The sequence below is a fragment of the Mycobacterium sp. NGS16 genome (assembly GCF_059813225.1).
In genome coordinates this window covers 646,777-671,961 of the sequence record NZ_JCALEE010000001.1, presented here as the reverse complement: position 1 = coordinate 671,961, position 25,185 = coordinate 646,777, and the positions used below count along the sequence as shown (strand labels likewise).

Annotated in this window: 27 protein-coding genes; 17 read left to right on the top strand and 10 right to left on the bottom strand. The window is 68.6% G+C overall.

Translation table 11 applies throughout. The annotated features are described in order from the left end of the window. Positions 1-69 precede the first annotated feature (69 nt). From AC5Y4Q_RS03280 to satS, 4 genes are all read left to right on the top strand, one after another. Complete coding sequence (locus tag AC5Y4Q_RS03280; RefSeq protein ID WP_064923287.1) at positions 70-681, top strand: TetR/AcrR family transcriptional regulator; 612 nt, start codon at positions 70-72, stop codon at positions 679-681. Between the two features lie 82 nt (positions 682-763). Beyond that, positions 764-1,402 carry a TetR/AcrR family transcriptional regulator gene (locus AC5Y4Q_RS03275; RefSeq protein WP_064923285.1) on the top strand — a complete coding sequence of 213 codons (639 nt, stop codon included), beginning with the start codon at positions 764-766 and terminating at the stop codon, positions 1,400-1,402. Beyond that, positions 1,399-2,850: an FAD-dependent monooxygenase gene (locus AC5Y4Q_RS03270; protein WP_064923283.1), complete on the top strand. Its 1,452-nt coding sequence runs from the start codon at positions 1,399-1,401 to the stop codon at positions 2,848-2,850. The genes AC5Y4Q_RS03275 and AC5Y4Q_RS03270 overlap by 4 nt, the downstream gene beginning before the upstream one ends. 128 nt (positions 2,851-2,978) lie before the next feature. After that, positions 2,979-4,247: a protein export chaperone SatS gene (gene satS, locus AC5Y4Q_RS03265; protein WP_064923281.1), complete on the top strand. Its 1,269-nt coding sequence runs from the start codon at positions 2,979-2,981 to the stop codon at positions 4,245-4,247. A 61-nt stretch (positions 4,248-4,308) separates the two neighbouring features. On the opposite strand, the gene AC5Y4Q_RS03260 is transcribed toward satS, so the two are convergent. Continuing rightward, positions 4,309-4,638 (bottom strand): hypothetical protein, encoded by a 330-nt coding sequence (locus AC5Y4Q_RS03260; protein ID WP_125224299.1) that lies wholly within the window; start codon positions 4,636-4,638, stop codon positions 4,309-4,311. Between AC5Y4Q_RS03260 and AC5Y4Q_RS03255 the strand changes: the two genes are divergently transcribed. After that, positions 4,631-5,035, top strand: a complete 405-nt coding sequence (locus AC5Y4Q_RS03255) for an LGFP repeat-containing protein (protein ID WP_234786392.1) — start codon at positions 4,631-4,633, stop codon at positions 5,033-5,035. The two genes, AC5Y4Q_RS03260 and AC5Y4Q_RS03255, sit on opposite strands and share 8 nt — an antisense overlap. A gap of 64 nt (positions 5,036-5,099) precedes the next feature. Here AC5Y4Q_RS03255 and AC5Y4Q_RS03250 read toward each other — a convergent pair whose 3' ends face one another. Genes AC5Y4Q_RS03250 through AC5Y4Q_RS03240 form a run of 3 tightly spaced genes read right to left on the bottom strand, consistent with a single transcriptional unit; the run spans position 5,100 to position 7,875 of the window. Beyond that, positions 5,100-6,188 (bottom strand): adenosine deaminase, encoded by a 1,089-nt coding sequence (locus tag AC5Y4Q_RS03250; RefSeq protein ID WP_064923279.1) that lies wholly within the window; start codon positions 6,186-6,188, stop codon positions 5,100-5,102. Beyond that, positions 6,185-7,477, bottom strand: coding sequence for a thymidine phosphorylase (locus tag AC5Y4Q_RS03245; protein ID WP_064923277.1), 1,293 nt, complete (start codon positions 7,475-7,477; stop codon positions 6,185-6,187). Before AC5Y4Q_RS03245 ends, AC5Y4Q_RS03250 begins: the two co-directional genes overlap by 4 nt. Further along, positions 7,468-7,875 carry a cytidine deaminase gene (locus tag AC5Y4Q_RS03240; protein ID WP_185746536.1) on the bottom strand — a complete coding sequence of 136 codons (408 nt, stop codon included), beginning with the start codon at positions 7,873-7,875 and terminating at the stop codon, positions 7,468-7,470. The genes AC5Y4Q_RS03245 and AC5Y4Q_RS03240 overlap by 10 nt, the downstream gene beginning before the upstream one ends. A gap of 215 nt (positions 7,876-8,090) precedes the next feature. On the opposite strand from AC5Y4Q_RS03240, the gene sdhC reads away from it, so the two are divergent. The 6 genes from sdhC (at position 8,091) to AC5Y4Q_RS03210 (ending at position 13,236) form a co-directional block, all read left to right on the top strand. Continuing rightward, positions 8,091-8,522: a succinate dehydrogenase, cytochrome b556 subunit gene (gene sdhC, locus AC5Y4Q_RS03235; RefSeq protein ID WP_082952724.1), complete on the top strand. Its 432-nt coding sequence runs from the start codon at positions 8,091-8,093 to the stop codon at positions 8,520-8,522. Then, positions 8,519-8,986 (top strand): succinate dehydrogenase hydrophobic membrane anchor subunit, encoded by a 468-nt coding sequence (locus AC5Y4Q_RS03230; RefSeq protein ID WP_064923273.1) that lies wholly within the window; start codon positions 8,519-8,521, stop codon positions 8,984-8,986. Before sdhC ends, AC5Y4Q_RS03230 begins: the two co-directional genes overlap by 4 nt. Positions 8,987-9,018: 32 nt before the next feature. After that, positions 9,019-10,773: a succinate dehydrogenase flavoprotein subunit gene (sdhA, locus tag AC5Y4Q_RS03225; protein WP_064923271.1), complete on the top strand. Its 1,755-nt coding sequence runs from the start codon at positions 9,019-9,021 to the stop codon at positions 10,771-10,773. After that, positions 10,773-11,642, top strand: a complete 870-nt coding sequence (locus tag AC5Y4Q_RS03220) for a succinate dehydrogenase iron-sulfur subunit (protein ID WP_234787937.1) — start codon at positions 10,773-10,775, stop codon at positions 11,640-11,642. The genes sdhA and AC5Y4Q_RS03220 overlap by 1 nt, the downstream gene beginning before the upstream one ends. A gap of 105 nt (positions 11,643-11,747) precedes the next feature. After that, the gene (locus AC5Y4Q_RS03215; RefSeq protein WP_125224296.1) at positions 11,748-12,539 is read left to right on the top strand and encodes a phosphatidylethanolamine N-methyltransferase family domain-containing protein; all 792 of its coding nucleotides are present in this window, start codon (positions 11,748-11,750) and stop codon (positions 12,537-12,539) included. 118 nt (positions 12,540-12,657) lie between these two features. Next, positions 12,658-13,236, top strand: a complete 579-nt coding sequence (locus AC5Y4Q_RS03210; RefSeq protein ID WP_125224295.1) for a carboxymuconolactone decarboxylase family protein — start codon at positions 12,658-12,660, stop codon at positions 13,234-13,236. A 65-nt stretch (positions 13,237-13,301) separates the two neighbouring features. Here AC5Y4Q_RS03210 and AC5Y4Q_RS03205 read toward each other — a convergent pair whose 3' ends face one another. Together AC5Y4Q_RS03205 and AC5Y4Q_RS03200 are read right to left on the bottom strand one after the other, a co-directional pair. Continuing rightward, entirely contained in the window at positions 13,302-14,198 is an 897-nt protein-coding gene (locus AC5Y4Q_RS03205; protein WP_064923265.1) for a sigma-70 family RNA polymerase sigma factor, read from the bottom strand. Positions 14,199-14,224: 26 nt separating this feature from the next. Beyond that, positions 14,225-14,662, bottom strand: coding sequence for a styrene oxide isomerase (locus AC5Y4Q_RS03200; RefSeq protein WP_064923263.1), 438 nt, complete (start codon positions 14,660-14,662; stop codon positions 14,225-14,227). An 85-nt stretch (positions 14,663-14,747) separates the two neighbouring features. Between AC5Y4Q_RS03200 and AC5Y4Q_RS03195 the strand changes: the two genes are divergently transcribed. From AC5Y4Q_RS03195 to AC5Y4Q_RS03170, 6 genes are all read left to right on the top strand, one after another. Beyond that, positions 14,748-15,752: an SMP-30/gluconolactonase/LRE family protein gene (locus tag AC5Y4Q_RS03195; protein WP_125224294.1), complete on the top strand. Its 1,005-nt coding sequence runs from the start codon at positions 14,748-14,750 to the stop codon at positions 15,750-15,752. A 142-nt stretch (positions 15,753-15,894) separates the two neighbouring features. Further along, positions 15,895-17,112, top strand: a complete 1,218-nt coding sequence (locus tag AC5Y4Q_RS03190; protein WP_125224293.1) for a D-alanyl-D-alanine carboxypeptidase family protein — start codon at positions 15,895-15,897, stop codon at positions 17,110-17,112. A 71-nt stretch (positions 17,113-17,183) separates the two neighbouring features. Then, on the top strand, positions 17,184-18,593 hold the full coding sequence (locus tag AC5Y4Q_RS03185) for a sugar porter family MFS transporter (RefSeq protein WP_442929138.1): 1,410 nt from the start codon (positions 17,184-17,186) through the stop codon (positions 18,591-18,593). Next, entirely contained in the window at positions 18,584-19,702 is a 1,119-nt protein-coding gene (nagA, locus tag AC5Y4Q_RS03180) for an N-acetylglucosamine-6-phosphate deacetylase (protein WP_125224291.1), read from the top strand. Before AC5Y4Q_RS03185 ends, nagA begins: the two co-directional genes overlap by 10 nt. A gap of 9 nt (positions 19,703-19,711) precedes the next feature. After that, entirely contained in the window at positions 19,712-19,987 is a 276-nt protein-coding gene (locus AC5Y4Q_RS03175; RefSeq protein ID WP_064923253.1) for a GNAT family N-acetyltransferase, read from the top strand. 62 nt (positions 19,988-20,049) lie between these two features. Then, positions 20,050-20,355: a DUF2563 family protein gene (locus tag AC5Y4Q_RS03170; RefSeq protein WP_125224290.1), complete on the top strand. Its 306-nt coding sequence runs from the start codon at positions 20,050-20,052 to the stop codon at positions 20,353-20,355. Here AC5Y4Q_RS03170 and AC5Y4Q_RS03165 read toward each other — a convergent pair. The 4 genes from AC5Y4Q_RS03165 to trpS all read right to left on the bottom strand — a co-directional run bounded on the left by AC5Y4Q_RS03165 (position 20,352) and on the right by trpS (position 25,157). Further along, positions 20,352-22,187, bottom strand: coding sequence for a glycoside hydrolase family 15 protein (locus AC5Y4Q_RS03165; protein ID WP_064923249.1), 1,836 nt, complete (start codon positions 22,185-22,187; stop codon positions 20,352-20,354). The two genes, AC5Y4Q_RS03170 and AC5Y4Q_RS03165, sit on opposite strands and share 4 nt — an antisense overlap. 12 nt (positions 22,188-22,199) lie before the next feature. Next, a complete protein-coding gene (locus tag AC5Y4Q_RS03160; RefSeq protein ID WP_499957947.1) occupies positions 22,200-23,135 on the bottom strand; it encodes a DUF5996 family protein in 936 nt (311 codons plus the stop codon). A gap of 67 nt (positions 23,136-23,202) precedes the next feature. Further along, positions 23,203-24,141, bottom strand: coding sequence for an inner membrane protein YhjD (gene yhjD / locus AC5Y4Q_RS03155; RefSeq protein WP_064923245.1), 939 nt, complete (start codon positions 24,139-24,141; stop codon positions 23,203-23,205). Further along, positions 24,138-25,157 carry a tryptophan--tRNA ligase gene (gene trpS, locus AC5Y4Q_RS03150; protein ID WP_064923243.1) on the bottom strand — a complete coding sequence of 340 codons (1,020 nt, stop codon included), beginning with the start codon at positions 25,155-25,157 and terminating at the stop codon, positions 24,138-24,140. Before trpS ends, yhjD begins: the two co-directional genes overlap by 4 nt. Positions 25,158-25,185 lie beyond the last annotated feature (28 nt).

Sequence of the window (25,185 nt, the reverse complement as noted above, 5' to 3'; positions counted from 1 at the left end):
CTGTTCAAGAAACGACGGTACGCTGCGGCGCTCCGATACGTCAACAGGCGTTGAAGTAAGCTGTCCGATATGGCGGACTCCGGCCGCGCCGGCCGGTGGCGCACCGGCCAGCAGAACAAGCAGCGCATCATCGAGGCCGCGCGTGAGCACTTCATGCGCGATGGCTACGAACAAGCCACCGTGCGCCGGATCGCCGCCGACGCCCGGGTAGATGTCGCGATGGTGTACTACTTCTTCGGCAACAAAGAAGGCCTGTTCAGCGCGTCTGTGCTCGACGTGCCCGAGCATCCCCTGCATCAGTTGGCCACCCTGCTTGACGAGGGGCCAGAAGAGATCGGCCCGCGACTGGTGCGGCATTTCCTCGAACGCTGGGACGAAGGCTCCCTGTTCGACCCGCTGCTGACCCTGTGGCGTTCGGCAGCCATCCAACCGTTGGCGCGCAAGCTGTTACACGACACCCTGGCCGGCCCGGTCGCAGAACGAGTGCATGCCGAGTTCGGAGTGGACAAAGCGGTCCTGCGCGTCGAACTGGTCACTGTGCACCTGTTGGGCCTGGCCTTCGCGCGTTACCAACTCAAGATCGAACCACTCGCCTCCGCAGCGGCCGAGGAGCTGGTCGCGTGGATCGGCCCCACCGTGCAGCGCTATCTCACCGGGCCTCCCCCGGAATCCACCGGCTGACACTCGCCGGTTGCGCGGGCCCCGCCCACGGCCTATCGTACCGAACCGTACCGTTCGGTTCGATGAGCGAGAGGCGGGGCGCGTGCCGCAGCAGAACAGAAACGACAGCAAGGTTCAACAGATCCGGCGGGCCGCCCAAACGCTGTTCCTACGGCACGGGTTCGCCAGCGTGAGCACCGCCGCCCTGGCCCAGGAGGCCGGCGTCTCCAAAGAGACGCTGTATTCCCGCTACCCCAGCAAGGAGGCCGTGCTCGCCGACGTCCTGGAGCACCTGATTATCGCCGGCGAGGGCACGATCAGCGCGCCGTCGCCGGAGCTGACCACACGCGCCGATCTCGACCGGGCGCTGCGGACCCTGGCCGGGGAGCTGGGCGCCGAGCTGATACAGCGCGACTACATCGAGCTGGCGCGCATAGTGATCGCCGAGACGCCCAGGCTGCCCCGAGTGGGCGAGATCTTTCGACAAGCCGTGGCAGAACGAGCGTTTCGGCATACCTCAGAATTACTGGTCGCCGGCCAGGACGCCGGTCTGGTCCGTGATGTCGACACCATGGCCGCCGCGCGCATGTTCGTGGGCCCGCTCGTACTGCACGCGCTGACCAAGGTGCTGCTGGTGGCACCGAGCGCAGCCCAAGAGCCGCCTGAACCGCTAGACGTCGGGACGCACGTCGACCTGTTCCTCGCCGCGGTCGCCACACCCGCCCCGAAGGAGCAGCGATGAACCCCGACGTATTGATCGTCGGTGCCGGGCCCACCGGGCTGACACTGGCCGTGGAATTGGCCCGCCGCGGCGTCGGCGTGCGCATCGTCGACGCGGCGGCCTCCCCCACCACCGAGACCCGCGCCCTCGGCGTTCAGCCCCGCACCCTGGAACTCTTCGAGCGACTGGGACTGGCCGAGGCGGCGAGGACCGGCGGCGTGTGTGTCACCGACTTTCAGGTGTTCAGCGAAGGGAGACGGATGCTGCACCTGGACCTGCGGGGCTTGCCCAGCGCCTATCCGTACCTGCTGATGCTGCCGCAGCCGAAAGTCGAGTCACTACTGGCGGCCAGGCTCGCCGAGTGCGGTGTCGTGGTGGAACGCCGGGTCGAAGTCACCACGCTGAGGCAGCGGCCCGACGCGGTCGAGGTCGACCTGCGCCACGCTGACGGTGTGGCCGAGCGGGCTGCGGTGCGGTGGCTAGTGGGCTGCGACGGCGCGCACAGCACCGTCCGTCACCGGCTCGGCGTGCCGTTTCTCGGTGCCGCCTTGGAGGAGAACTTCGCCGTGGCCGACGTCCGCATGGACTGGCCGCTGCCGCACGACGTGTTCTTCTCCTTTCTCGACCGCGGAAATTTCGTCGCCTACTTCCCGATGCCGGGCGGCCTGCACCGGCTCACGATCGCTTATCGGCCTGGCGAAGCCCCGCCCGGGCACGTGACGTTCGACGAGCTACAGACCGCGGTCGCCCGCTGCGCACCACCGGCATCGCGTGTCGGCGACATCACCTACGCCGGTCGATTTCAGATCAATCAGCGCAGGGTGGCCCGACATCGTGTGGGACGGGTGTTCTTGGCCGGCGACGCCGCCCATGTGCACTCGGTGGTCGGCGGGCAGGGCATGAACACCGGCATCCAAGATGCGTTCAACCTGGGGTGGAAGTTGGCGGCCGTCATTGCCGGTCGAGCGCACCACAATCTGCTGGACAGCTATGCCACCGAGCGTGCACCGGTCGCGCATCGGCTCGTCGCCGGGACCCGGCGGGCAACACGGGTCACCTTGCTGCGCAATCCGATTGCATGCGCGGCACGGCGTCACATCGCTCCGCACGTGACGTCGCAGCCCACCGTGCAGCGCATCCTTTGCCGGGCGCTGACCCAGCTCGACGTGTCTTACCGCGACGGAACCGGCGGCACCAACGATTCCCGTCTTGCGGTCGGTGATCGCTTTCCGCAGGTCCATGCGTTGCATCCGACGAAGTACACGCTGCAGGTACGCGGAGTCGAACCGCCGGGCCTTCGCCGGGTCCTCGACGGCTACCTGGATCTGATCGACGTCCAGCACCTGACCGACTCCCCCGGCTCGGGATTGCTCCTGGTCCGCCCCGACGGCTACATCGCCGTGCTGGACGGCAGTCTCGCCGACCTCGACGCCTATCTGCACAGTTGTGGTGACCGGACACTGAGTTGAAAGCGATCGAATGCGAGCCGGCGGCGGTGCCCGCGACACCATCGGTGTCACGATCCTGCTTCCATGACGGACACATCGAGGCGACCTGACCGGGCAACCCTGACTCCGACGCCGTTATCCTTTGCCGCATGGCAGCTGACCTCGTACCGATCCGTCTTGCGGTGACCGCCGGTGACCGCTACACCCTGTGGGCGCCGCGCTGGCGTGACGCCGGTGACGAGTGGGAGGCGTTCCTGGGCAAGGACGAAGACCTGTACGGGTTCACCACCGCGGCCGACCTGGTGGCGTTCGTGCGCACCAATACCGACAACGACCTGGCGGATCACCCCGCCTGGCAGCGGCTGGTCGAGGCCAACGCCCACAAGCTCAACCCGGCCGCCAACCGCCACTACGACCTGATCGCGGTCGAAGAACTGCTGGCCGACAAGCCGACCAAGAAGTCCGTGCGCGCGGTCGCCGACGCGATGGAGATCGTCTCGTCGATCGGGTCGGTGTGCGACCTGACCACAGTGACGAAGTTCTTCAACGGCAACCCGAGCCTGGGCACGCTGGCCGGCGGCGTCGACAACTTCACCGGCCGGGCCGGCCGCAAGCGGTGGAACGCGATCGCCGAGATCGTCGGCCGCAGCTGGGGTAACGTGCTGGCCGCGGTCGAAGACATCATCAGCACGCCGGACGTCGACGCCGCGGCGTCATCGAAGGCGGCCGACGAGCTGGCCGAAGAGCCCCCGGTCGAGCTGGAGGAGACGGCCCCCGAGGACACCGGCGACACCGCAGACGCCGACTTGGACGAGACGGCCGCCGTGATCACCGAGCAGGCCACCGGCGACCGGGTGGTGCTCGGCGGCGACGCGGATTTCTGGACCAAGGTCGGTATCGACCCGATCCGGATCATCACCGACAACGGGACGTTCTTCACGCTGCGCTGCTACCTCGGCGAGCAGCCGGTGTTCCTGGGCCGCAACGGCCGGATCAGCGTGTTCGGCTCCGAGCGCGGCCTGGCCCGCTACTTGGCCGACGAGCACGATCACGACCTGTCGGACCTGAGCACCTATGACGACATCCGCACCGCCGCCACCGATGGCTCGCTGGCGATCGAGATCACCGACGACAACGTCTACGTGCTCTCGGGCATGGTCGACGACCTGACCGACGGCCCGGATGCGGTTGACCGCGAGCAACTCGAGCTGGCCGTGGAGTTCCTGCAGGATGTCGGCATCTACGCCGAGGACGGCATCGTCAGCGAAACCCTCAAACCGGACCGCGCCCTGGGCCGGCTGGTCAGCTATGTGCTCGACCCGGAATCGGTGGCCGCTCCGCAGCGCCCGTTCGCTCCTGCGGTCAAGGAATGGGAACAACTCGAGCAGTTCGTGCAGTCCCGGCTGCGTCGCGAGTAGCGCTCGAGCGGGCATTTTCACCGCGCACCGCGGGCGCGCCCACGTCGAAGCGGCCCGCAGGTCAGATATGCGGATATTGCAGGAATTCGCTGATAATTGCCGCATTCGTTTGCTCATTTTCATTGCCGAGTGGTCGTATCCCCGATAGCATCTGGCCCGATAACCCTCTGGCCGGGCCGTGTCTTTGCGGGGCCCTTCCAAATTCGAAAGGACTACACATGCGCAAGGCAACACAACGAGCCGCAGCTGTATCCGCCGCGGTTTTGGGTATCGCATTGATCGGCACGGGTTGCAGTAACGACAACGCCAAAGAGAAGACCGGCGACGCGTTGAGTTCGGCCAGTTCGGTTGCCTCCTCGGCCAGCTCGGTGATCTCGTCGGCGATGAGCACCCCCGCCGAGGAGAGCGGCGCCGCCAGCTCCACCGAGATGACCGGCGCGGACGGCAAGGAGTACACCGTCTCCGGCCCGATCCTGGCCAAGCTGGACTCCCTGGACGCCGCCGCCAAGCAGGACCTGGGCGAGCCCACCGGCGCCGAGCAAAAGAACCCCGACGGCGGCATCTTCCAGCAGTTCGACGGCGGCGTGATCGTGCACACCACCCGGTCGTATGTGGTGTGGGGCAAGATCCGCGACAAGTGGAACGAGCTGGGCGGCTCGCAGGGCAAGCTCGGTTACCCGACCAGCGATGAGACCACCAACGCCGACGGCTCCAAGCAGACCACCTTCGAGCACGGCATCATCACCTGGAAGCAGGGCGACCCGGAGGCCACTGTCACCGAGCACTGATCTCGCGCGAACCTTTTGACGACGGCCGGGCAATCGCACTCGCGATTGTCCGGCTTTCGTCGTTTCAGCCGACCAGCACCGCGAATCGCGGCTTGATCACTTCCTCGATGATCTCCACCCGCTGGTCGAACGGGATGAATGCCGACTTCATCGCATTCACCGTGAACCGCTGCAGATCGGTCCAGCCGTAGCCGAACGTGTCGGCCAGCACCAGCATCTCCTTGCTCATGGTGGTGTCGCTCATCAACCGGTTGTCGGTATTGACCGTCACCCGCAATCGGGCGCGCGCCAGCAGGTCGAACGGGTGCTCGGCGATGCTGCCGACGGCGCCGGTCTGCACATTGGAGCTCGGACACAATTCCAACGGAATCCGCTTGTCCCGCAGGATCGCCGCCAGCCGGCCCAACCGCACCGCTCCGTCCTCGCCGACGGTGATGTCGTCGGTGATGCGCACCCCGTGGCCGAGCCGGTCGGCGCCGCAGAACGCGATCGCCTCGTGGATCGACGGCAGCCCGAAGGCTTCACCGGCGTGAATCGTGAAGCGGGCGTTGTGGTCTCGCATGTACTCGAACGCATCCAGGTGCCGGCTGGGCGGATGGCCGGCCTCGGCGCCGGCGATGTCGAAGCCGACCACGCCCTTGTCGCGGAACCGGATGGCCAGCTCGGCGATCTCCCGGGACAGCGCGGCATGCCGCATCGCGGTGACCAGGCAGCGCACCGTGATCTCCCGGCCGGCGGCCGCGGCTTGGCGCTCCCCGTCGGCGAACCCGGCCAGCACCGCATCGGTTACCTCGTCGAACGACAGCCCGCCCTCGATGTGCAATTCGGGCGCGAACCGGACTTCGGCGTAGACGACGTTGTCGGCGGCCAGGTCCTCCACGCATTCGCGGGCCACCCGGTGCAGCGCGTCGGGAGTCTGCATCACCGCCACGGTGTGGCTGAACGGCTCCAGATAGCGCTCCAGCGAACCACTGTGCGAGCGGGTGCGAAACCAGGTCGCCAGCTCGTCGGGGTCGGTGCTGGGCAGCCCGTCGTAGCCGACCTGCCCGGCGATGTCGACGACGGTGGCCGGGCGAAGCCCCCCGTCCAGGTGGTCGTGCAGCAGCGCCTTGGGTGCCTGCCGGATCATCTCCAGGTTCAGCGGTGTGGTCATGGGATGGCTCCGATGATCAGTGGCCGCGGGGCCGTCGGGGTGTTCGGGACATCTGGGACGACGCGGTAGCCGCCGTCCAGCTCGGCACGCGCTGGCCCGAACCGTTCGGGGGTGTCGGTGTAGAGCGTGAACAGCGGCTCGCCGGCGCACACGGGCTCGCCCGGCCGACGGTGGATCCGCACCCCGGCCCCGGCCTGCACCCGCTGCCCCGGGCGGGAACGGCCCGCTCCCAGCCGCCATGCCGTCATACCCACCGCCATCGCGTCGATTTCCCCCATTGTGCCGCCCGCCGATGCCGTGATGGTCTCCGAACATGCCGCGACCGGCAGCGGAACGCTCAGATCACCGCCCTGGGCGGTGACCATCGCGACGAAGGCGTCCATCGCGGTGCCGTCGGCCAGCGTGACCGCTGGGTCCTTGTCGCTGATCCCCGCCAGCGCAAGCATCTCGGCGGCCAGCCGCACTGTCAGCGCCACCACGTCGTCGGGGCCGCCACCGGCCAGCACGTCGAGGGCCTCGGCGACCTCGAGGGCATTGCCGACGGTGGCCCCGAGCGGGCGGTTCATGTCGGTGAGCAGGGCGCGGGTGGGCACCCCGTGCGCGGCGCCGAGTTCGACCATCAGCTCGGCCAGCTCGGTGGCCTGCGGGACGGATTTCATGAAGGCACCCGAGCCGACCTTGACGTCCAAGACCAGCGCCCCGGCACCTTCGGCCAGCTTCTTGCTCATCACCGAGCTGGCGATCAGCGGCAGCGACTCCACGGTGGCGGTGATGTCGCGCAGCGCGTAGAGCTTGGCGTCGGCGGGCGCCAGGGCGCCGGCGGCGAAGATCGCCGCCCCGACATCGGTGAGCTGCGCCCGCAGCCGCGCCGTCGACAGCGTGGGATCGAAGCCCGCGATCGCCTCGAGCTTGTCCAGGGTGCCGCCGGTGTGGCCCAGGCCGCGCCCGGAGGCCTGCGGCACCGCCGCCCCGCAGGCGGCGACCACCGCGACCAGCGGCAGGGTGATCTTGTCGCCCACCCCGCCGGTGGAGTGTTTGTCGACGGTGGGACGGCCCAGATCGCAGAAGTCCATCCGCTCCCCCGAGGCGATCATCGCCGCGGTCCAGCGCGCGGTTTCGCCGGCGTCCATGCCGCGCAGGAAGATCGCCATCAGCAGCGCCGCCATCTGCTCCTCGGCGATCGTGCCGGCGGTGTAGGCGCCGATCAGCCAGTCGATCGCGGCGTCGGTCAGGCGGTGGCCGTCGCGTTTGGTGGCGATCAGCGTCGGCGCGTCGAAGGTCACCCCCATGCGTCGGGTCCGAAGGCGTCCGGCAGCAGGTCGGCCAGTCGCCGCGCACCGGCCGGGTGGTCGATGAGCAGCTGCGGTCCGCCGTGTTCGAGCAGCACCTGGCGGCACCGGCCGCAGGGCATCAGCAACTTGCCGGCAACGTCGGTGCACGACAGTGCCGCCAGCCGACCGCCCCCGGCGGTGTGCAGCGCAGCGACCACCCCGCACTCGGCGCACAGGCCCAGGCCATATGAGACATTTTCCACATTGCAGCCGGTGAACAGCCGTCCGTCGACAGTCAACGCCGCCGCCCCGACTCGCAGCCCCGAATACGGCGCGTAGGCGTTCGCAGCGACCGAAATTGCGTTGCGCCGCAACAGGTCCCAGTCGACTACGCCCGACACCTCAGCTGCGCCCATATCGTTGCCAGTACATCGCGCCGTCCCGTCCATCCGCAGCTATTTGTCGAATTTCACCCTAACTTCGGCCATTCCTACTCATCAGTAACTTTGACGTGGTCGTTTCCACCCTGTGGATGGGTTTAGAGTCCAAGCCGAGGTTATTGACAGCGATGGCGTTGCGTAGCTACCGCGAGCGTGGCCAAACCGGTGGCTACAGATATTTGGAGGCGCTGATGACGGCGACATCCGCCGATGCGGTGACGCCCGGGACGCAGGCTTCTGCCCGGCGTCCCCGGCGGCAGAGTCTGTATAAAGGCGATCCCGGAATGTGGGCGTTCGCCCTGCACCGGATCACCGGTGCGACCATCTTCTTCTTCCTGTTCGTCCACGTGATCGACACCGCGCTGGTGCGGGTCAGTCCGCAGGCCTACACCGAGGTCATCTCGACCTACAAGACGCCGATCGTCGGCCTGATGGAGCTGGGCCTGGTGGCCGCGGTGCTGTTCCACGGTCTCAACGGCATCCGGCTGATCCTGATCGACTTCTGGTGGCAGGGCTGCCGCTGGCAGCGCCAGATGCTGGTGGCGGTCTGCGCGGTCTGGCTGGTGGTGATGGTTCCGGTGGTGGTCCGGATCGGTATGCACATGGCGGAGCGATTCTTATGAGCACACCTGACCTGCAGTTGAGTCGTGGCGCGCTGGCCCCGGTCCGCGGCCCCGACCGCGACCGCCCGGCCGGCCTGGGCGACCCGCGCTCGCCGCAGCGGCACTCCGGGATGCCCAACTTCGAGAAGTACACCTGGCTGTTCATGCGGTTCTCCGGCGCCGTGCTGATCTTCCTGGTGCTGGGCCACCTGTTCATCATGCTGATGTGGCAGGACGGGGTGTACCGGATCGACTTCAACTACGTGGCGGAGCGCTGGCACTCGCCGTACTGGCAGATCTGGGACCTGGCCCTGCTGTGGCTGGCCGAACTGCACGGCGCCAACGGCCTGCGCACGATCATCGGCGACTACACCCGCAGTGACCGCAGCCGGTTCTGGCTGATGACCCTGCTGGCGTTCTCGGTGATCTTCACGCTGGGCCTGGGCAGCTACGTGCTGCTGAGCTTCGACCCCAACATCTCTTGACGGCAGATCTCCTACGAACAGGTGATATCGCGGTGATTCAGGAACATCGATACGACGTGGTGATCGTCGGCGCCGGCGGCGCCGGGATGCGCGCGGCGGTGGAAGCCGCGCCCCGCGCTCGTACGGCAGTGCTGACCAAGCTGTACCCCACGCGCAGCCACACCGGCGCGGCGCAGGGCGGCATGTGCGCCGCGCTGGCCAACGTCGAGGACGACAACTGGGAGTGGCACGCCTTCGACACCGTCAAGGGCGGCGACTACCTGGCCGACCAGGACGCGGTGGAGATCATGGCCAAGGAGGCCATCGACGCGGTGCTGGACCTGGAGAACATGGGCATGCCGTTCTCCCGCACCCCCGAGGGCCGCATCGACCAGCGCCGGTTCGGCGGGCACACCCGCGACCACGGCAAGGCCCCGGTGCGCCGCTCGTGCTACGCCGCCGACCGCACCGGCCACATGATCCTGCAGACGCTGTACCAGAACTGCGTCAAGCACGGTGTGGAGTTCTTCAACGAGTTCTACGTGCTGGACCTGGTGCTCACCGAGACCCCGTCGGGTCCGGTGGCCACCGGCGTGGTGGCCTACGAGCTGGCCACCGGCGAGATCCACGTCTTCCACGCCAAGGCGATCGTGCTGGCCACCGGCGGGTCGGGCCGGATGTACAAGACCACCTCCAACGCGCACACCCTGACCGGCGACGGCATGGGCGTCGTCTTCCGCAAGGGCCTACCGCTGGAGGACATGGAGTTCCACCAGTTCCACCCGACGGGTCTGGCCGGGCTGGGCATTCTCATCTCCGAGGCGGTGCGCGGTGAGGGCGGCCGGCTGCTCAACGCCGACGGTGAGCGGTTCATGGAGCGCTACGCCCCCACCATCGTCGACCTGGCCCCCCGCGACATCGTGGCCCGCTCGATGGTGCTCGAGGTGCTCGAGGGCCGCGGCGCCGGGCCGAACAAGGACTACGTCTACATCGACGTGCGCCACCTCGGCGAAGAGGTGCTCGAGGAGAAGCTGCCCGACATCACTGAGTTCGCCCGCACCTACCTGGGCGTCGACCCGGTCAAGGAGCTGGTACCGGTCTACCCGACCTGCCACTACGTGATGGGCGGCATCCCGACCACGGTGACCGGGCAGGTGCTGCGCGACAACACCGCCACGGTGCCGGGCCTGTATGCCGCCGGCGAGTGCGCCTGTGTGTCGGTGCACGGCGCCAACCGGCTCGGCACCAACTCGCTGCTGGACATCAACGTGTTCGGCCGCCGCGCCGGCGTCGCCGCCGCCGAGTACGCCAACAGCCACGACTTCACCGAGATGCCGGAGAACCCGGCCGACATGGTGGTCAACTGGGTGGCCGACATCCTGTCCGAGCACGGCAACGAGCGCGTCGCCGATATCCGTGGCGCCCTGCAGCAGTCGATGGACAACAACGCCGCGGTGTTCCGCACCGAGAAGACGCTCAAGCAGGCGCTCAGCGACATCCATGCGCTCAAGGAGCGGTACGCCCGGATCACGGTGCACGACAAGGGCAAGCGCTTCAACTCCGATCTGCTGGAGGCCATCGAACTGGGCTTCCTGCTGGAGCTGGCCGAGGTCACCGTCGTCGGTGCCTTGAACCGGCAGGAATCCCGCGGTGGGCATGCCCGCGAGGACTACCCCAACCGCGACGACGTCAACTTCATGCGCCACACCATGGCCTACAAGCAGGGTCCCGACCTGATCGCCGACATCCGGCTGGACTGGAAGCCGGTGGTGCAGACCCGCTACGAACCGAAGGAACGGAAGTACTGATGTCCTCCTCAGCTGACTCCGGCTGCTGCTCATCAGAGTCCGGTTGCTGCTCGCCGGGTCCGTCCAGCGCCGCACCGGCGGCCCTGGTCGACGGCCCGCCCGCCGGCGACCCGCCGCTGCCCCCGGTTCCCGAGGGCGCCCGGATGGTCACCCTCAAGATCGCCCGGTACAACCCGGAGAACCCCGACCAGTACGCCGCCACCGACGGCTGGCAGAGCTTCCGGGTGCCGGCGCTGCCCACCGACCGGTTGCTCAACCTGCTGATCTACGTCAAGAGCTACCTGGACGGCACGCTGACCTTCCGCCGGTCCTGCGCGCACGGCGTGTGCGGCTCCGACGGGGTGCGGGTCAACGGCAACAACAAGCTGGCCTGCAAGATGCTGATGCGCGACATCCTGCCGAAGAACCCGGCCAAGGAGCTGACGCTGACCATCGAGCCGATGCGCGGCCTGCCGGTGGAAAAAGACCTCGTGGTCAACATGGAACCGTTCATGGACGCCTACAAGGCGATCAAGCCGTACCTGATCACCAGCGGCAACCCGCCCACCCGGGAGTGGATCCAAAGCCAGCACGACCGGCACCGCTACGACGACACCACCAAGTGCATTCTGTGCGCCATCTGCACCACCAGCTGCCCGGTGTACTGGAGCGAGGGGGCGTATTTCGGCCCGGCGGCGATCGTCAACGCCCACCGGTTCATCTTCGACTCGCGTGACGAGGGTGCCGCCGAGCGCCTGGATATCCTCAACGAGGTCGACGGGGTGTGGCGCTGCCGCACCACGTTCAACTGCACCGATGCCTGCCCGCGCGGCATCGAGATCACCAAGGCGATCCAGGAGGTCAAGCGGGCCTTGATGTTTGCCCGCTGATCTGCTCCTCATCTGCGCCGAGCGTGAAGCTAGCTTCACGCTCGGCGTCGAGCGTTGCGCTGCCTTCACGTTCGCGCCGGCGGAGGTCCGTGATAGGACACTGTGATGCACTGGTACACCGGTAACCCCGTCTACGACACCGTCCTGAGTTTCGCGTTCGGTTTCGCCGCGTTCGTGATCATCGGCGGCTTCTTCGGACAGAGCTCCTACGGGCGGTTCTCCTCGGCCAAGCTCGGCTTCAACCTCAACCCGAAGTTCGGCTGGTGGCTGATGGAGATCCCGGCGACGGTGGTGTTCGCCGCCGCCTACCTCAGTGGGCCGGCCCGCTTCGAGCCGACTTCCCTTGTGCTGGCCGGGATCTGGGCGCTGCATTACGCCAACCGCGGCTGGTTCTTCCCACTGGCAATCCGCCAGATGCCGGGTAAGCGCAGCACCTTCAACGTGTCGGTGGTGGTGATGGGCATGCTCGTCACCACCATGCACGGCTACCTCAACGGCGCCCTGTTCAGCCACGACTACCTGGGGCGCTACGGCACCGGCTGGTTGACCGACCCGCGCTTTGTGGTGGGCCTGGTGATCTACCTGTGCGGGTTCGCGCTGATCGTCAGCTCCGAGTCGATCGTGCGCAACCTACGCGACAAGAACAACGCCGGCCAGGCCGAGTACAAGATCCCGTTCGGCGGCGGCTTCCGCTTCGTCACCAGCCCGGCCTATCTTGGCGAGCTGATCGCCTGGACGGGTTTCGCCGTGCTGACCTGGGCGCTGCCCGGTGTGGTCATCCTGTTGATCACCGCGGGCAACCTGGTTCCCCGGGCGCTGCAGACCCACCGCTGGTACCGGGACAAGTTCGCCGACTACCCCACCGACCGCAAGGCGCTGGTGCCCTTCGTGCTCTGAGACTCGTCTGCCGCGCCGAGCGTGAAGCCACCGTCACGTTCGACCGCGAGCGTGAAGCCACCGTCACGCTCGACCGGGGGTGCGGTCACATACCGCCGGGCTGTCTCGTCTAAGGGGTATGACTACTCAACCTCGCATCGAACCCCTGGCCCCGAAACGCACCAACCTGCTGACCCGCGCCATGTACCGCTACGCCAAGCGCCGCTTCGGTGAGGTCCCCGAGCCCTTCACCGTCATCGCGCATCACCCACGGCTGCTGGTGGCCGCCGCCGCCCACGAGGGGCTGCTGCAGTCCGGGTCACGCAAGCTGCCCGCCGAGGTGCGCGACCTGGCGGTGTTCTGGACCGCCCGCACCATCGGCTGCTCGTGGTGTGTGGACTTCGGGTCCATGCTGCAACGCCTGGAAGGCATGGACATCGACCGGCTCAAGGAGATCGACGATTACGCGACCTCCCCGCGCTACACCGACGACGAACGGGCCGCCATCGCCTACGCCGACACGATCACCAGCGACCCGCACCGTGTCACCGATGAGCAGGTCGCCGATCTGCGGCAACGGTTCGGCGACGACGGCGTCATCGAGCTGACGTATCAGATCGGAGTCGAGAACATGCGGGCCCGGATGTACGCGGCGCTGGGCATCACCGAACAGGGCTTCAGCTCCGGGGACGCCTGCCGGGTGCCGTGGGCTCAGTAGGGCCTGGAAGCTGTTGTTCGAGACGACCTCACGGCAACTACAGTCTCGAGCGACACCGGCGGTGGCTAGGACCGCAGCGGAGTAGCGGTGAACTTGTCCGGGTTGGCGATGTCCCAGACGGCGTAGACCAGACCGTCGCGCACCGTCATCGCGGTGACGCGCGGCAGCAGCTCGGCGAACCCCTCGACCGCGGGTGCCCCGGGCGTGTAGGTGCCGAGTTCGCCGTTGACCAACGCCAACTGGTTCGCCGTCATCAGGGTCGGCCCGTACCGGCGCGCCAGGCCGAACAGGAACCGCGCCACCTTCTCCGGCCCGCGAATGACCCGGACCGCGGTCGGCGCCCGGCGGTTGGAGTCGCCGGTGAACGTCACGTCGGGGTGCAGCAGCGCCACCACCGCGTCCAGGTCACCGGCGGCCATCGCGGCCATCAGCGACCCGACCGTCTCGTTGTGCCGCGGATCGGGTTGCGGCGGCGGGTCGGCGGCCACGGCGCGCCGGGCCCGCGACGCAAGCTGCCGCGCGGCGGCCGCACTGGTGTTGAGCACCTCGGCGACCTCGGAGAACGGCACCGAGAACCCGTCGTGCAGCACGAACGCCACCCGCTGATCCGGATTCAGCCGCTCCAGCACCACCATCGCGGCGAACCGGGCGTCCTCGCCGGCCACCACCGCCGCCAACGGATCGGATTCGTCGGCGGCGGTCACCACCGGCTCCGGAAGCCATTCGCCGGCATAGGTTTCCCGCCGCCGCGGCGCCGAGCGCAACCGGTCCAGGCCGAGCCGGCTCACCACCGTCGTCAACCAGGCTCGCGAGTCGGCGATCTGCTCGCGCTCGGCGGCATTGAAGCGCAGCCAGGCGTCCTGCACGATGTCCTCGGCGTCGGCGAACATGCCGGTGAGCCGGTAGGCCACCGCCAGCAGATGCGGCCGCAACGCCTCGAACTCCTCGACCGCCGCCGTCATTGCACCAGCCTAAGCGTGGGGGGCGCTCACTGCGCCCGGCCGGCGCCGGGCCACAAGCCGACCAGCGCGATCACGCAGACCGCCAGCATCGCCGCGCTCAAGCTGTACAGACCGGCGTCGACGAGATTCTCCTGCCAGACGGTGCCATGGCGGCCGGCGCCTGCGATCGGAGTCGTCCGCCCGGTGCCGAAGATCGCCGCGGCCAGCGTGGTGGCCCAGTTGGCGTAGGCGCCGTAGAGCGCCAACCAGAACAGCGCGGTCAGCCAGCGGGCCGAGAGCCGCAGTCGGCCCCACAGCAGGCCGAGCACCAAGAGGAACAGCCCGTTCATCACGGCTTCCAGGTGCGAGGACAACCCCATCCGGGGATTGCTCATCGCCCCGGTCGCCAATCCGGTGAGCAAACCCAGCAGGAACAGCAGCACGCCGAACCACAGCAGGGCGCGACCCTTGTCAGCACCTGTCATCAGCCCTCCTCGGATCCGAACACGACATTATTCCGTCGGGCGCATTGCCGAACGGATTGGCGCAGGCGGCCCTAATGTCGTCGACATGAGCTCCAAGCCGCGCATCGCCCCGGTCCGCTGGCGGCCGCCGCCGTCGCGGCCGCTGCCCCCGCCCGACCCGACACCGGCGCTGACGCTCGTCGAAATTCCCGGTACCGCCCCCGAGGACGTCGTCGTCGACGCCGACGGCACCATCTGGACCGGCGTCGAGGACGGGCGCATCATCGCCGTCGGCCCGGACGGCGCGGCGCCAAAGGTGGTGACGCACACCGGCGGGCGCCCCCTGGGACTGGCGTTCACCCACGATCACCGGCTGCTGATCTGCGACAGCCACCGCGGTCTACTGCGCTACGACCCGAAAACCGGGCAGCTGGAAACCCTGGTCAGCCACGTGGCCGGCCGGCCGCTGATGTTCTGCTCGAATGCGGTCGAAACCTCCGACGGCACAATCTATTTCACGGAGTCCACGGACCGGTTCCGCTACGAGCACTACAAGGCCTCGGTGATTGAAGCCCGGGCCAGTGGGTCCCTGCTGCAGCTCACCCCGGACGGTAAGGCAACGGTGCTGGCGTCGGGGCTGCACTTCGCCAACGGCGTCACGCTGACCGCCGACGAATCGGCGGTGGTGTTCGCCGAGAGCACCGGCTGCCGGTTGTCCAAGTACTGGCTGACCGGCCCGCGCCGCGGTTCGATCACCGCGCTGGTCAGCGAGCTGCCCGGCCATCCGGACAACATCTCCACCGGCCGAGACGGCCGGATCTGGGTGGCGATGGTCTCCGACCGCAAGGCCCTGTCGGAGTGGCTGACCCCGCGTGCGCCGGTGCTGCGCACGCTGATGTGGCGGCTGCTGCCGTATCGCTGGCTGCCGGACCCGGCGTCGGTGGTGTGGGTCATCGGGTTCGACGCCGACGACGGCCGGGTGCTCAGCCAGTTCCGAAGCACCGACCCGGGGTTCGGCCTGGTGACCGGTGTGGTTGAAGCCGGCGACCGGCTCTGGCTGGGCCGCATCGCCGGGTCCGGCCTGGCGTACTTCGACCTCCGCCGAGCGTGAAGCTGGCTGCACGTTCGGCGCCGAGCGTGAAGCTGCCTTCACGCTCGGCAGGGAGACCAGGCGGCCCGCTGTAACTTGCGCCCCACCTGTCACAGCGTGGCTCCCGGGATTCGGGCCGCCGTTCCCCTACCCTGCACACACGATGACTTTTGTGCGCTCGGTATCAGCCCTGGTGACGGTGGGTTTTCTCGCCACCGCCTCCCCCCTGGCGGCGGCCGACCCCGGTCTCAACGTCGGGTCCGTCGGCTGCCCGTACCAGGTCAGCACTCCGCCCGCGGTAGACGCCTCCGAGGTGCCGCTGGCCGGTGACCCGCCGCTGCCGCTGCCGGTGCCGACCAGCCCCGTCGGCGGGGAGGCCCTAGCGGGCTGCGGGATCATCACCGCGCCCGGCACCCCGCCGGTGCCCGGCGACATCTCCGCCGAGGCCTGGCTGGTGGCCGATCTGGACAGCGGCGCCGTGATCGCCGCCCGCGACCCGCACGGCCGGCACCGGCCGGCCAGCGTGATCAAGGTGCTGACCGCGATGGCGGCGCTCAACGAGTTGGACCTGAACAAGGTCGTACCCGGCACCCAGGAGGACGCCAACGCCGAAGGCACCCGGGTCGGCGTCGGCCCCGGCGGCAACTTCACCGTCAACCAGCTGCTGCACGGGCTGCTGATGGGATCGGGCAACGACGCCGCCCACGCCCTCGCCATGCAACTCGGCGGATGGGACGCGGCACTGCACAAGATCAACACCCTGGCCGCCAAGCTGGGCGGCCGCGACACCCGCGCCGCCACCCCGTCCGGGCTGGACGGGCCAGGCATGAGCACCTCGGCCTACGACATCGGGCTGTTCTACCGCTATGCCTGGAACAACCCGATGTTCGCCGCCATCGTCGCCACCCGGACCTTCGACTTCCCCGGCTATGGCGACGTGCCCGGCTACCAGCTGGAGAACGACAACCAGCTGCTCTACAACTACCCCGGTGCCCTGGGCGGCAAGACCGGCTACACCGATGACGCCGGGCAGACGTTCGTCGGCGCGGCAACCCGCGACGGCCGGCGGCTGGTCGCGGTGCTGCTGCGCGGCACCCGGCAGCCGATCCCCCCGTGGCAGCAGGCCGCGCACCTGCTCGACTACGGCTTCGCCACCCCGCCCGGCACCCGGGTCGGGACCCTGATCGAGCCCGACCCGGCGCTGGTGGCGCCCCGCGCCGACGCGGCCGGCCCCGATCCCCAGGCGCTGGCGCTGGCACCGGCCGACGACACGGTGCCGGTGCGGGTCGGGGTGGCCATCTTCGGCACGATCATCGTGTTCGCGCTCATCATGGGTGCCCGGGCGGTGAATCGCCGGCCCGGCAGGAGCCCGTCATGGTGAAGGCCGGCGACGCCCGCGCCCGCTAGCCCGGCCCATCCCCTACGGTGAGCTAGATGGGCCGAATCGGGGAACTGCGCCGATCCTCGCCGCTGGCGCTGCTGGTCGGCGTGGCCGCCGCCAGCCTCGGCGTCATCTACGGCTATGACCTGTCCAATATCGCCGGCGCCCTGCTGTTCATCGAGGACGACTTCGGGCTGACCGCCACCCAGCAGGAGATGGTGGCCACCGCCACGGTGATCGGCGAGATCGCCGGTGCCGCGGCGGGCGGCTGGCTGGCCAACACGATCGGGCGCAAGAGCTCGATGGTCGCGGTCGGTCTGAGTTATGCGGTCTTCGCGCTGCTGGGAGCGGCGGCGACGTCGGTGCCGATGCTGACGGTGGCTCGGCTGCTGCTCGGCATCACCATCGGGGTGTCGGTGGTGGTGGTGCCGGTGTTCGTGGCCGAGTCGGCGCCGGCTGCCGCGCGCGGCGCGCTGCTGGTCACCTACGGGGCGGCCACCGTGATCGGGATCATCGCCGGCTACCTGTGCGCCTACTGGCTGGCCGGCACCGGCAGCTGGCGGGCGATGCTGGGGCTGGCCGCGGTGCCCGCCGTACTGGTGACGCTGCTGCTCGTCCGTATCCCCGACACCGCCCGCTGGTATCTGCTCAAGGGCCGCGTCGACGACGCGCACCGCACGCTGCAACGGATCGAACCGACCGCCGACGCGCAGCGCGAGCTCGCCGAGATCGGCCGCACGCTGGCCGAGGAGCAGGCCGGCGGGGTCGGCGTGCTACGCGAGATGCTGCGCCCGCCCTACCTGCGGGCGACGCTGTTCGTGGTGACGTTGGGCTTTTTCATCCAGATCACCGGGATCAACGCGATCGTCTACTACAGTCCCCGGCTGTTCGCGATGATGGGTTTCGAAGGCGATTTCGCGCTGCTGATTCTGCCGGCACTGGTGCAGGTCGCGGCCCTGGCGGCGATGTTCATCTCGCTGGCGTTGATCGACCGGGTGGGCCGGCGTCCCATCCTGCTGTCGGGTATCACCGCGATGGTCGCCGCCAATGCGCTGCTGATCGCGGTGTTCGCCGCGGGTTCGGTATTCGGTGACGCGCTGGCGGCGGTCAAGTTCGGCGGGGTGCTGTTGTTCACCGTCGGCTACACCTTCGGGTTCGGCTCGCTGGTCTGGGTCTACGCCGGGGAGAGCCTGCCGGCCCGGCTGCGCTCGATGGGATCCTCGGCGATGCTGACCTCGAACCTGACGGCCAACGCGATCGTCGCCGGGGTGTTTTTGACCATGCTCACCTCGCTGGGTGGCGCCGGCACCTTCGCAGTGTTCGGGGTGCTGGCACTGCTCAGTCTGGCCTTCGTGTACCGCTACGCCCCGGAGACCAAAGGCCGCCAACTCGAAGACATCCGGCACTTCTGGGAGAACGGCGGCCGCTGGCCCGCCGACGAAGCGGCTCCCGCTGAGATCGGCGCGTCGGCGTGTCGGTGATCAGCGCCGGCACCGTCGTACTCGACGGCCGGGTGCACCGTCCGGGCTGGCTCTCGGTCGACGACGGGCGCATCACCGCCTGCGGATCCGGTCTGGTTCGCGCCGACGACGATCTGCCGGATTGCGTTGTGGTGCCGGGTTTCATCGATATGCACTGCCACGGCGGCGACGGCGTCTCCTACCCCGAAGCCCCCGACCGTGCCGCTGTCCTGCACGCCGGACACGGCACCACCGGCGGGCTGGCCAGCCTGGTGACCGCCGCCCCCGAGGCGCTGCTGGCCCAGGTGCGCACCCTGGCCGAGGCGACCCGGCGCGGTGTGGTGGACGGCATCCACCTGGAGGGGCCCTGGCTGAGCGGGCGGCATTGCGGTGCGCACGATCCGTCGTGGCTGCGCGACCCCGACACCGGCGAGATCGAGGCGCTGCTGGACACCGCCGACGGCACGATCCGGATGGTCACCCTGGCACCCGAAAGCCCCGGCGCGCTCCTGGCGATCCGGCGGTTTGTCGACGCGGGAGTCGTTGTGGCACTGGGCCATACCGATGCCTCCTACGAGCAGACGCAGGCCGCGATCGACGCCGGAGCGACGGTGGGAACCCACCTGTTCAACGCGATGCGCGCGTTGCATCACCGCGAGCCCGGGCCGGTGCCGGCCCTGCTGGCCGACCCGCGGGTGACTGTGGAGCTGATCGCCGACGGGGTGCATCTGCACCCGGGCGTGATCCGGCATGTGGTGGCGGTCGCCGGCCCCGACCGGGTCGCCCTGGTCACCGACGCGATGGCCGCCGCCGGGGCCGGCGACGGCGCATTCACCCTGGGCGGGCTCGGCGTCGACGTCACCGACGGGGTGGCCCGGCTGCGCGGTACGGCCACCATCGCCGGCAGCACCGCCACCATGGACCGGCTGTTCGCGACAGCGGTGGGCCTGCTCGGCGGCGACGACGCGGCGCTGGCCGCGGCGGTGCGCATGACGGCGACCACCCCGGCTCGGGCGCTCGGCCTACGCGGCGTCGGGGTTTTGGCCCCGGGGTCCGCGGCTAACCTGGTGGTGATGAATGCCGACCTGCAGGTGCTGCGGGTCATGCGCCGCGGAACGTGGCTGATGTGAAGGAGAACCATGAGCGAGCCCACCATCACCGATGTCCCCGAGCAGCACCGCTACGAGATCAGCGTCGACGGGGTGCGAGCCGGGCTGGCCGCCTACCACGACAGCGGCGACCGGCGCGATTTCCACCACACCGAGATCGACAAGGCGTTCGGCGGTCAGGGCCTGGCCACCAAGCTGATCGCCTTCGCGCTCGCCGACACCAAGGCTGCGGGCAAGCAGATCGTGCCGAGCTGCTCGTTCGTGGAGGCCTACGTGGCCAAACACCCCGAGTACGCCGCTCAATAAGGTGAATTGACGCAGCTCACCGCGGTGGTAGCGTTGATCGCCACCGCAGTGAGGGGGCAGTCATGTACGTCGACCGGGGCAAGTTGCGTTACGGCGCCGCGGATTCCGGTGCCGCCGGTGAGCACGCCCAGGCCGGCGGCGAGCACCTGGCGGGCGTCTCACCGACGGCCGAAATGTTCGGGGACTTCCCGGATGCGCGCGGGATGCACGAAACACTCAGCGCGGCCCACCAGCACCACAACACGGTGCTGAACCGCCACCGCGAGGTGCTCGAGGGTGTGGCGGCAAAGGCGAACTACGCCGAAAAACGGTTCGGCGCAATGGATGAACACCACGCCCAGTTGTTGCGCGCGGTGCGGCCCGACTAGCCGGTGGCCTGCGCGATCGCCCAGGCGGCATTGACCAGCCCGATATGGCTGAAGGCCTGCGGAAAGTTGCCCAACATCTGCCCCGTGGCGGCGTCCACCTCTTCGGCGAGCAGCCCGACGTCGTTCATGTAGCCGATAGCGGTTTCGAAAACGTCCTGCGCGCGGTCGATTCGGCCACAGACCGCCAACGCCTGCGCCAACCAGAAGGTGCACAGCACGAAGGCGCCCTCCTGGCCGGTGAGCCCGTCGGGATTTGCGCCGGTGACGGTGCGGTAGCGATAGATCAGTCCGCGTGAATCGCTGAGATGCTCGATGACGGCATCGATCGTCGCCAGGACTCTCCGGTCGTCGGGAGGCAGGAACCCCGCCAACGGGATCACCAGGTTCGACGCATCGAGGGTGTCGTCGCCGAAGGACTGGCTGAACGCGTTGGCCAGGTCACTCCAGCCTCGGCGAAGGATCTCGGTGCGGATCTGCTCGGCCGTCGCCTGCCACTCGCCGACCTTGTCCGCGGCGCCGAGCATGTCGGCCATGCGCACCGCCCGGTCCAGCGCCACCCAGCACATCAGCTTGGAATACAGGAAATGCCGCGGCTCGCCGCGCACCTCCCAGATGCCGTGGTCGGGTTCGGTCCAGCGTCGCGCCGCGGCGTCGGCGCAGTCGATGAGGAATTCCCGCCCGGCTACCGCGCCCGGGTGCTCAGGGTCGAGTTGATCGACGAGTCGGTAAGCCGCACTGAGCAACTCGCCGTAGACGTCGAGCTGGCGTTGACGCCAGGCGCCGTTGCCCACCCGTACCGGCCGGCTGTCGCGCCACCCGGTCAGGTGGGCAAGGGTGCGCTCGGTGAGGTCGTGCTCGCCGCCGACGCCGAACATGATCTGCAGGTGCTCGCCGCCGCGCAGGGCACCGGCCGAGCTGGCCGCCAGGTAGTCGAAGAACTGGTGCGCTTCGTCGGGGCAGGCGGCCACCCATAACGCCTCCATGGTGAAGCTGGCGTCACGAACCCAGGCGTAGCGGTAGTCCCAGTTGCGTTCGCCACCGATCTCCTCGGGCAGGGACGTGGTCGGGGCGGCCACTACGGCCCAGGTGGGCTGGTAGGTCAGCGCTTGGAGCACCCGCCCGCTGTGGTGCACCAGGTCTCGCCACGGACCCTGATAGCTCTGGTGCAGCTTCGACCAGCACCGCCAGGCCTCCGCGGTCACCGCGAGGGCCTCCTCGAGGTCGGCTTCGGCCAGCGGGGCCGGAAACGCCTCGGAGGTGCTGCGGTGCATCAGGCCCAGGCACAGCTGCCGACCTTCGCGCAGTATCGCGCGGCCGGTGGCACGGTCGCCGGTGATCTCCAGGGGCACCGGGCAGGTCAAGGCGACGATGTCGGCGCCGCCACGCGCGATGACGCCGCCGGCGACGGCCGAAAGCCGCGGTGTGACTACGGCGTACTCCGGGCGCGGAGCAAAGTCGATGCCCACCTCGACCTCGCCGGTCAGGCAGTGCAGTGAGCGCACCAGCAGGCGTGGTGCTGCGGCTCCCAGCTGGTGCGGGTCATCGGAGGCGCCGGTCGCCAGCGCATCGCGCAGCACCAGTGTTCCGGCCGCGGTGGTGAACGTGGTCTGGAGCACCATCGTGCCGTCGAGGTAGCGACGCGTCACTTCGCTCCGCGGGTCGGTGGGGTGCACCGCGAAATGGCCGCCGCGCGCATCGAGCAGCCTGGCGAAGACCGCCGGGGAGTCGAAGCGCGGGACGCACATCCAGTCGACCGATCCTGCGCGACTGACCAGTGCCGCCGTATGCCGATCCGACAACAGCGCATAGTCGGCGATTGGTGTGGCGCTCACCTCCGGGGCCGCTCAGCCACGCGACTTCGCCCGCCAACGGTCCGGGTCGGCTTCAAGGGCCGCGCGATCCCAGTTGCCGCGTACCGCCGCTGCTTCGTAGGTGTCTTGCAGGAAGTCCAACAGCAGCCGGTCTGGGTCGGGCGCTTGCCGCACCACCTCGTAGGGCAGCACGTATTCACCCAGCTGCTTGCTGTAGTACGCCGCTGCGGGCCGGACCGAATGCTCGGCGAAGCCATCGGGTTCGGGGTAGGCGTAGGCGTAGAAGCCGCCTTCCGCCCCGCCCCCGGGCCAGAATCCGCAGCTGCTGAGCTCGTGCGAATAACCCTCCACCATCACCCAGTCACCGCAGTTGGGGGCGCCTCCGGGGTGGGTCGGCGCCGTTCGCCCGGAGAAGCGTGTGCAGGCAAGATCCATTGCGCCCCAGAAGAAGTGGACGGGGCTGACCTTGCCGACGAAGCGGGAACGAAACCGGCCCAGCACCCGGTGCGCCTGCACCAGTTGCCGCCAGAACAGCTGGGCGGCCTGCGGATCGTAGGAGGCGTGCTCGACATCCTCGGCGAACGGCACGGCCGGCTCGACCTCGTTGGGGTGGGACTGGATTGCCGTGTGCAGGCCCGACTCGTCCAGCGTGGACATGACGGCGCGGTGGAAGTCCGCCACCGATTGTTCCCGCAGCGGAATCGCCCGGGTCGCACCGGAGCCGGTGCGGATCCCCAGTTGGTGGTCGATGAAGTCGAACTCGATGTCGAAAATCTCGCTGCCGTACGGGATCGCCGACGTGGTGAGCCCCCGGGGCGTGACGTACAGGGTGACCTGCCACCAGTGGTTCAACAATGGTGCGTGCGCCAGGCGGACCTTGCCGACGATCTGGGTCCACATGTGCAGGGTGTCCCGCGTCGGGGCCCAGTCCTCGACCCGAAGGCGGGGCCAGGCTGATTCGCGCGCCATGAGCCGTTCTCCTCCCCCGAGCCGTTCGGGCCTGTCGAAGTCGGATCTCGGCCCACCGTAACCCCTCCTACCCGTTTGGGGAACCGGTCACACCGGCACGTCCGGCCGGCCGCTGGGTGGGCCCGTTGTCCGATGCCGTCGCCGCCCAGGCGGTCGCGAACAGGATCAGCCGCACCGTGACGTAGGCGAACACCAGCAGGCCCAGCACCGGGCCGAACACCGCTCCGGCCGGGCCGTTGATCACCGACTGCAGATACACCGAGCCGGCCTGTTTGAACAATTCGTAGCCGACCGCGGCGATCGCGCCGGCCCGCGCCGCGCTGGCCAGGCTGACCGACTCGCGCGGCAGCCGGGCGATCATCCAGGTGAACAGCAGCCAGGACACTGCCACCGCCATCCCCACCGACGCGACCCGCAACACCGCACCCAGCAGGTCGAAGTCGGGAATGCCCAGCCAGCGCAGGATCTTGCGCATCAGCTTGGGGTCGGCCAGGGCGGTGAGCGCCACCGTGACGAGCATGGCCCCGAAGGCCCACACCATGGCGACCAAATCCGACAGTTTAGCCGAGACGAAACCCTGCTTCTCCGAACGTGTTTCCCACATCTCGGAGAGCGCCTCGCGCAGGTTGGCCATCCAGGTCAGGCCCACCCAGGTAGCCGTCGCCAAACCGATCACCCCTACCGAGGCGCGCGAGGAGATCGCGGTGTCCATCAAGGTGACCACCTCGTTGCCGAACTCGCCGGGAATCAGGTGCTTGATCCGGCGTTCGATCCCGTCGAGCACCTCGGGTCGCCGCGACAACAGGAAACCGCCGACGGAGAAGCCGACCATCGCCAGCGGAAACAACGCGAAGATGGTGTAGTAGCTCATCCCGGCAGCGAAGAAGTTGCCCTGCCGGTCGTCGTAGCGTTCCTGGGCCCGCACCGCGTGGTCGAACCAGCCGTAACGCGCCCGCAGCCGGTCGATGATTCCCGGCTTGGAGTCCTGGCTCACGGCTTTGCTCATGCCGGGGGCGGAAGGAATCCCACCCGGTCGTACACCCGCTCGAGGGTCGCGGTAGCCACCGCGCGGGCCCGCTCTGCGCCGGCGGCCAACACCGCCTGTAGTTCGCCCGGATCGGCCAGCAGGTCATCCACCCGTGCCTTGATCGGCGTGACGAATTCGGCGACGGCCTCGGCGGTTTCCTTCTTCAGGTCGCCGTAGCCGCGGCCGGCGTAGCCGTCCACCAGTTTCTCCACGCTCTCGCCGGTGACCGCCGACTGGATGGTCAGCAGGTTCGACACCCCGGGTTTGGTCTCCGGGTCGTAGCGGACCTCACGTTCGGAGTCGGTGACCGCCGAGCGAATCTTCTTGGCGCTTTTCGCCGGGTCGTCGAGCAGGCTGATCAGACCGGCGTCGGTGGCCGCCGACTTGCTCATTTTGGCGGTCGGTTCCTGCAGGTCGTAGATCTTGGCGGTGGCCTTCGGGATCATCACCTCAGGCACCACGAAGGTGTCCGGGAACCGCGCGTTAAAGCGCTGTGCGACATCACGCGCCAGCTCCAGGTGCTGACGCTGATCCTCGCCGACCGGCACCAGATCGGCGTTGTAGGCCAGCACGTCGGCCGCCTGCAGCACCGGGTAGGTGAAAAGGCCCACGGTGGTGGAGTCGGCGCCCTGCTTTTGCGACTTGTCTTTGAATTGCGTCATCCGCGAGGCCTGGCCGAAACCGGTGAAACAGCCCAGCACCCAGGCGAGTTCGGCGTGGGCGGGCACATGACTTTGCACGAAGATGGTGCTGCGCGCCGGGTCGATCCCGAGCGCCAGGTACTGCGCGGCTGTCACCAGTGTGCGCCGGCGCAGCGTGGCGGGGTCCTGCGGCACGGTGATCGCGTGCAGGTCGACGACGCAGAAGAACGCCTCGTTGCCGTCCTGCAGGCCGGTCCACTGAGCGACCGCACCGAGGGCATTGCCGAGGTGAAGCGAGTCGGAGGTGGGTTGGACGCCGGAGAAGACCACGGGACGGGACGGGTTAGTGCTCATGATCGCTCGATCCTGTCACGCCGCGGTC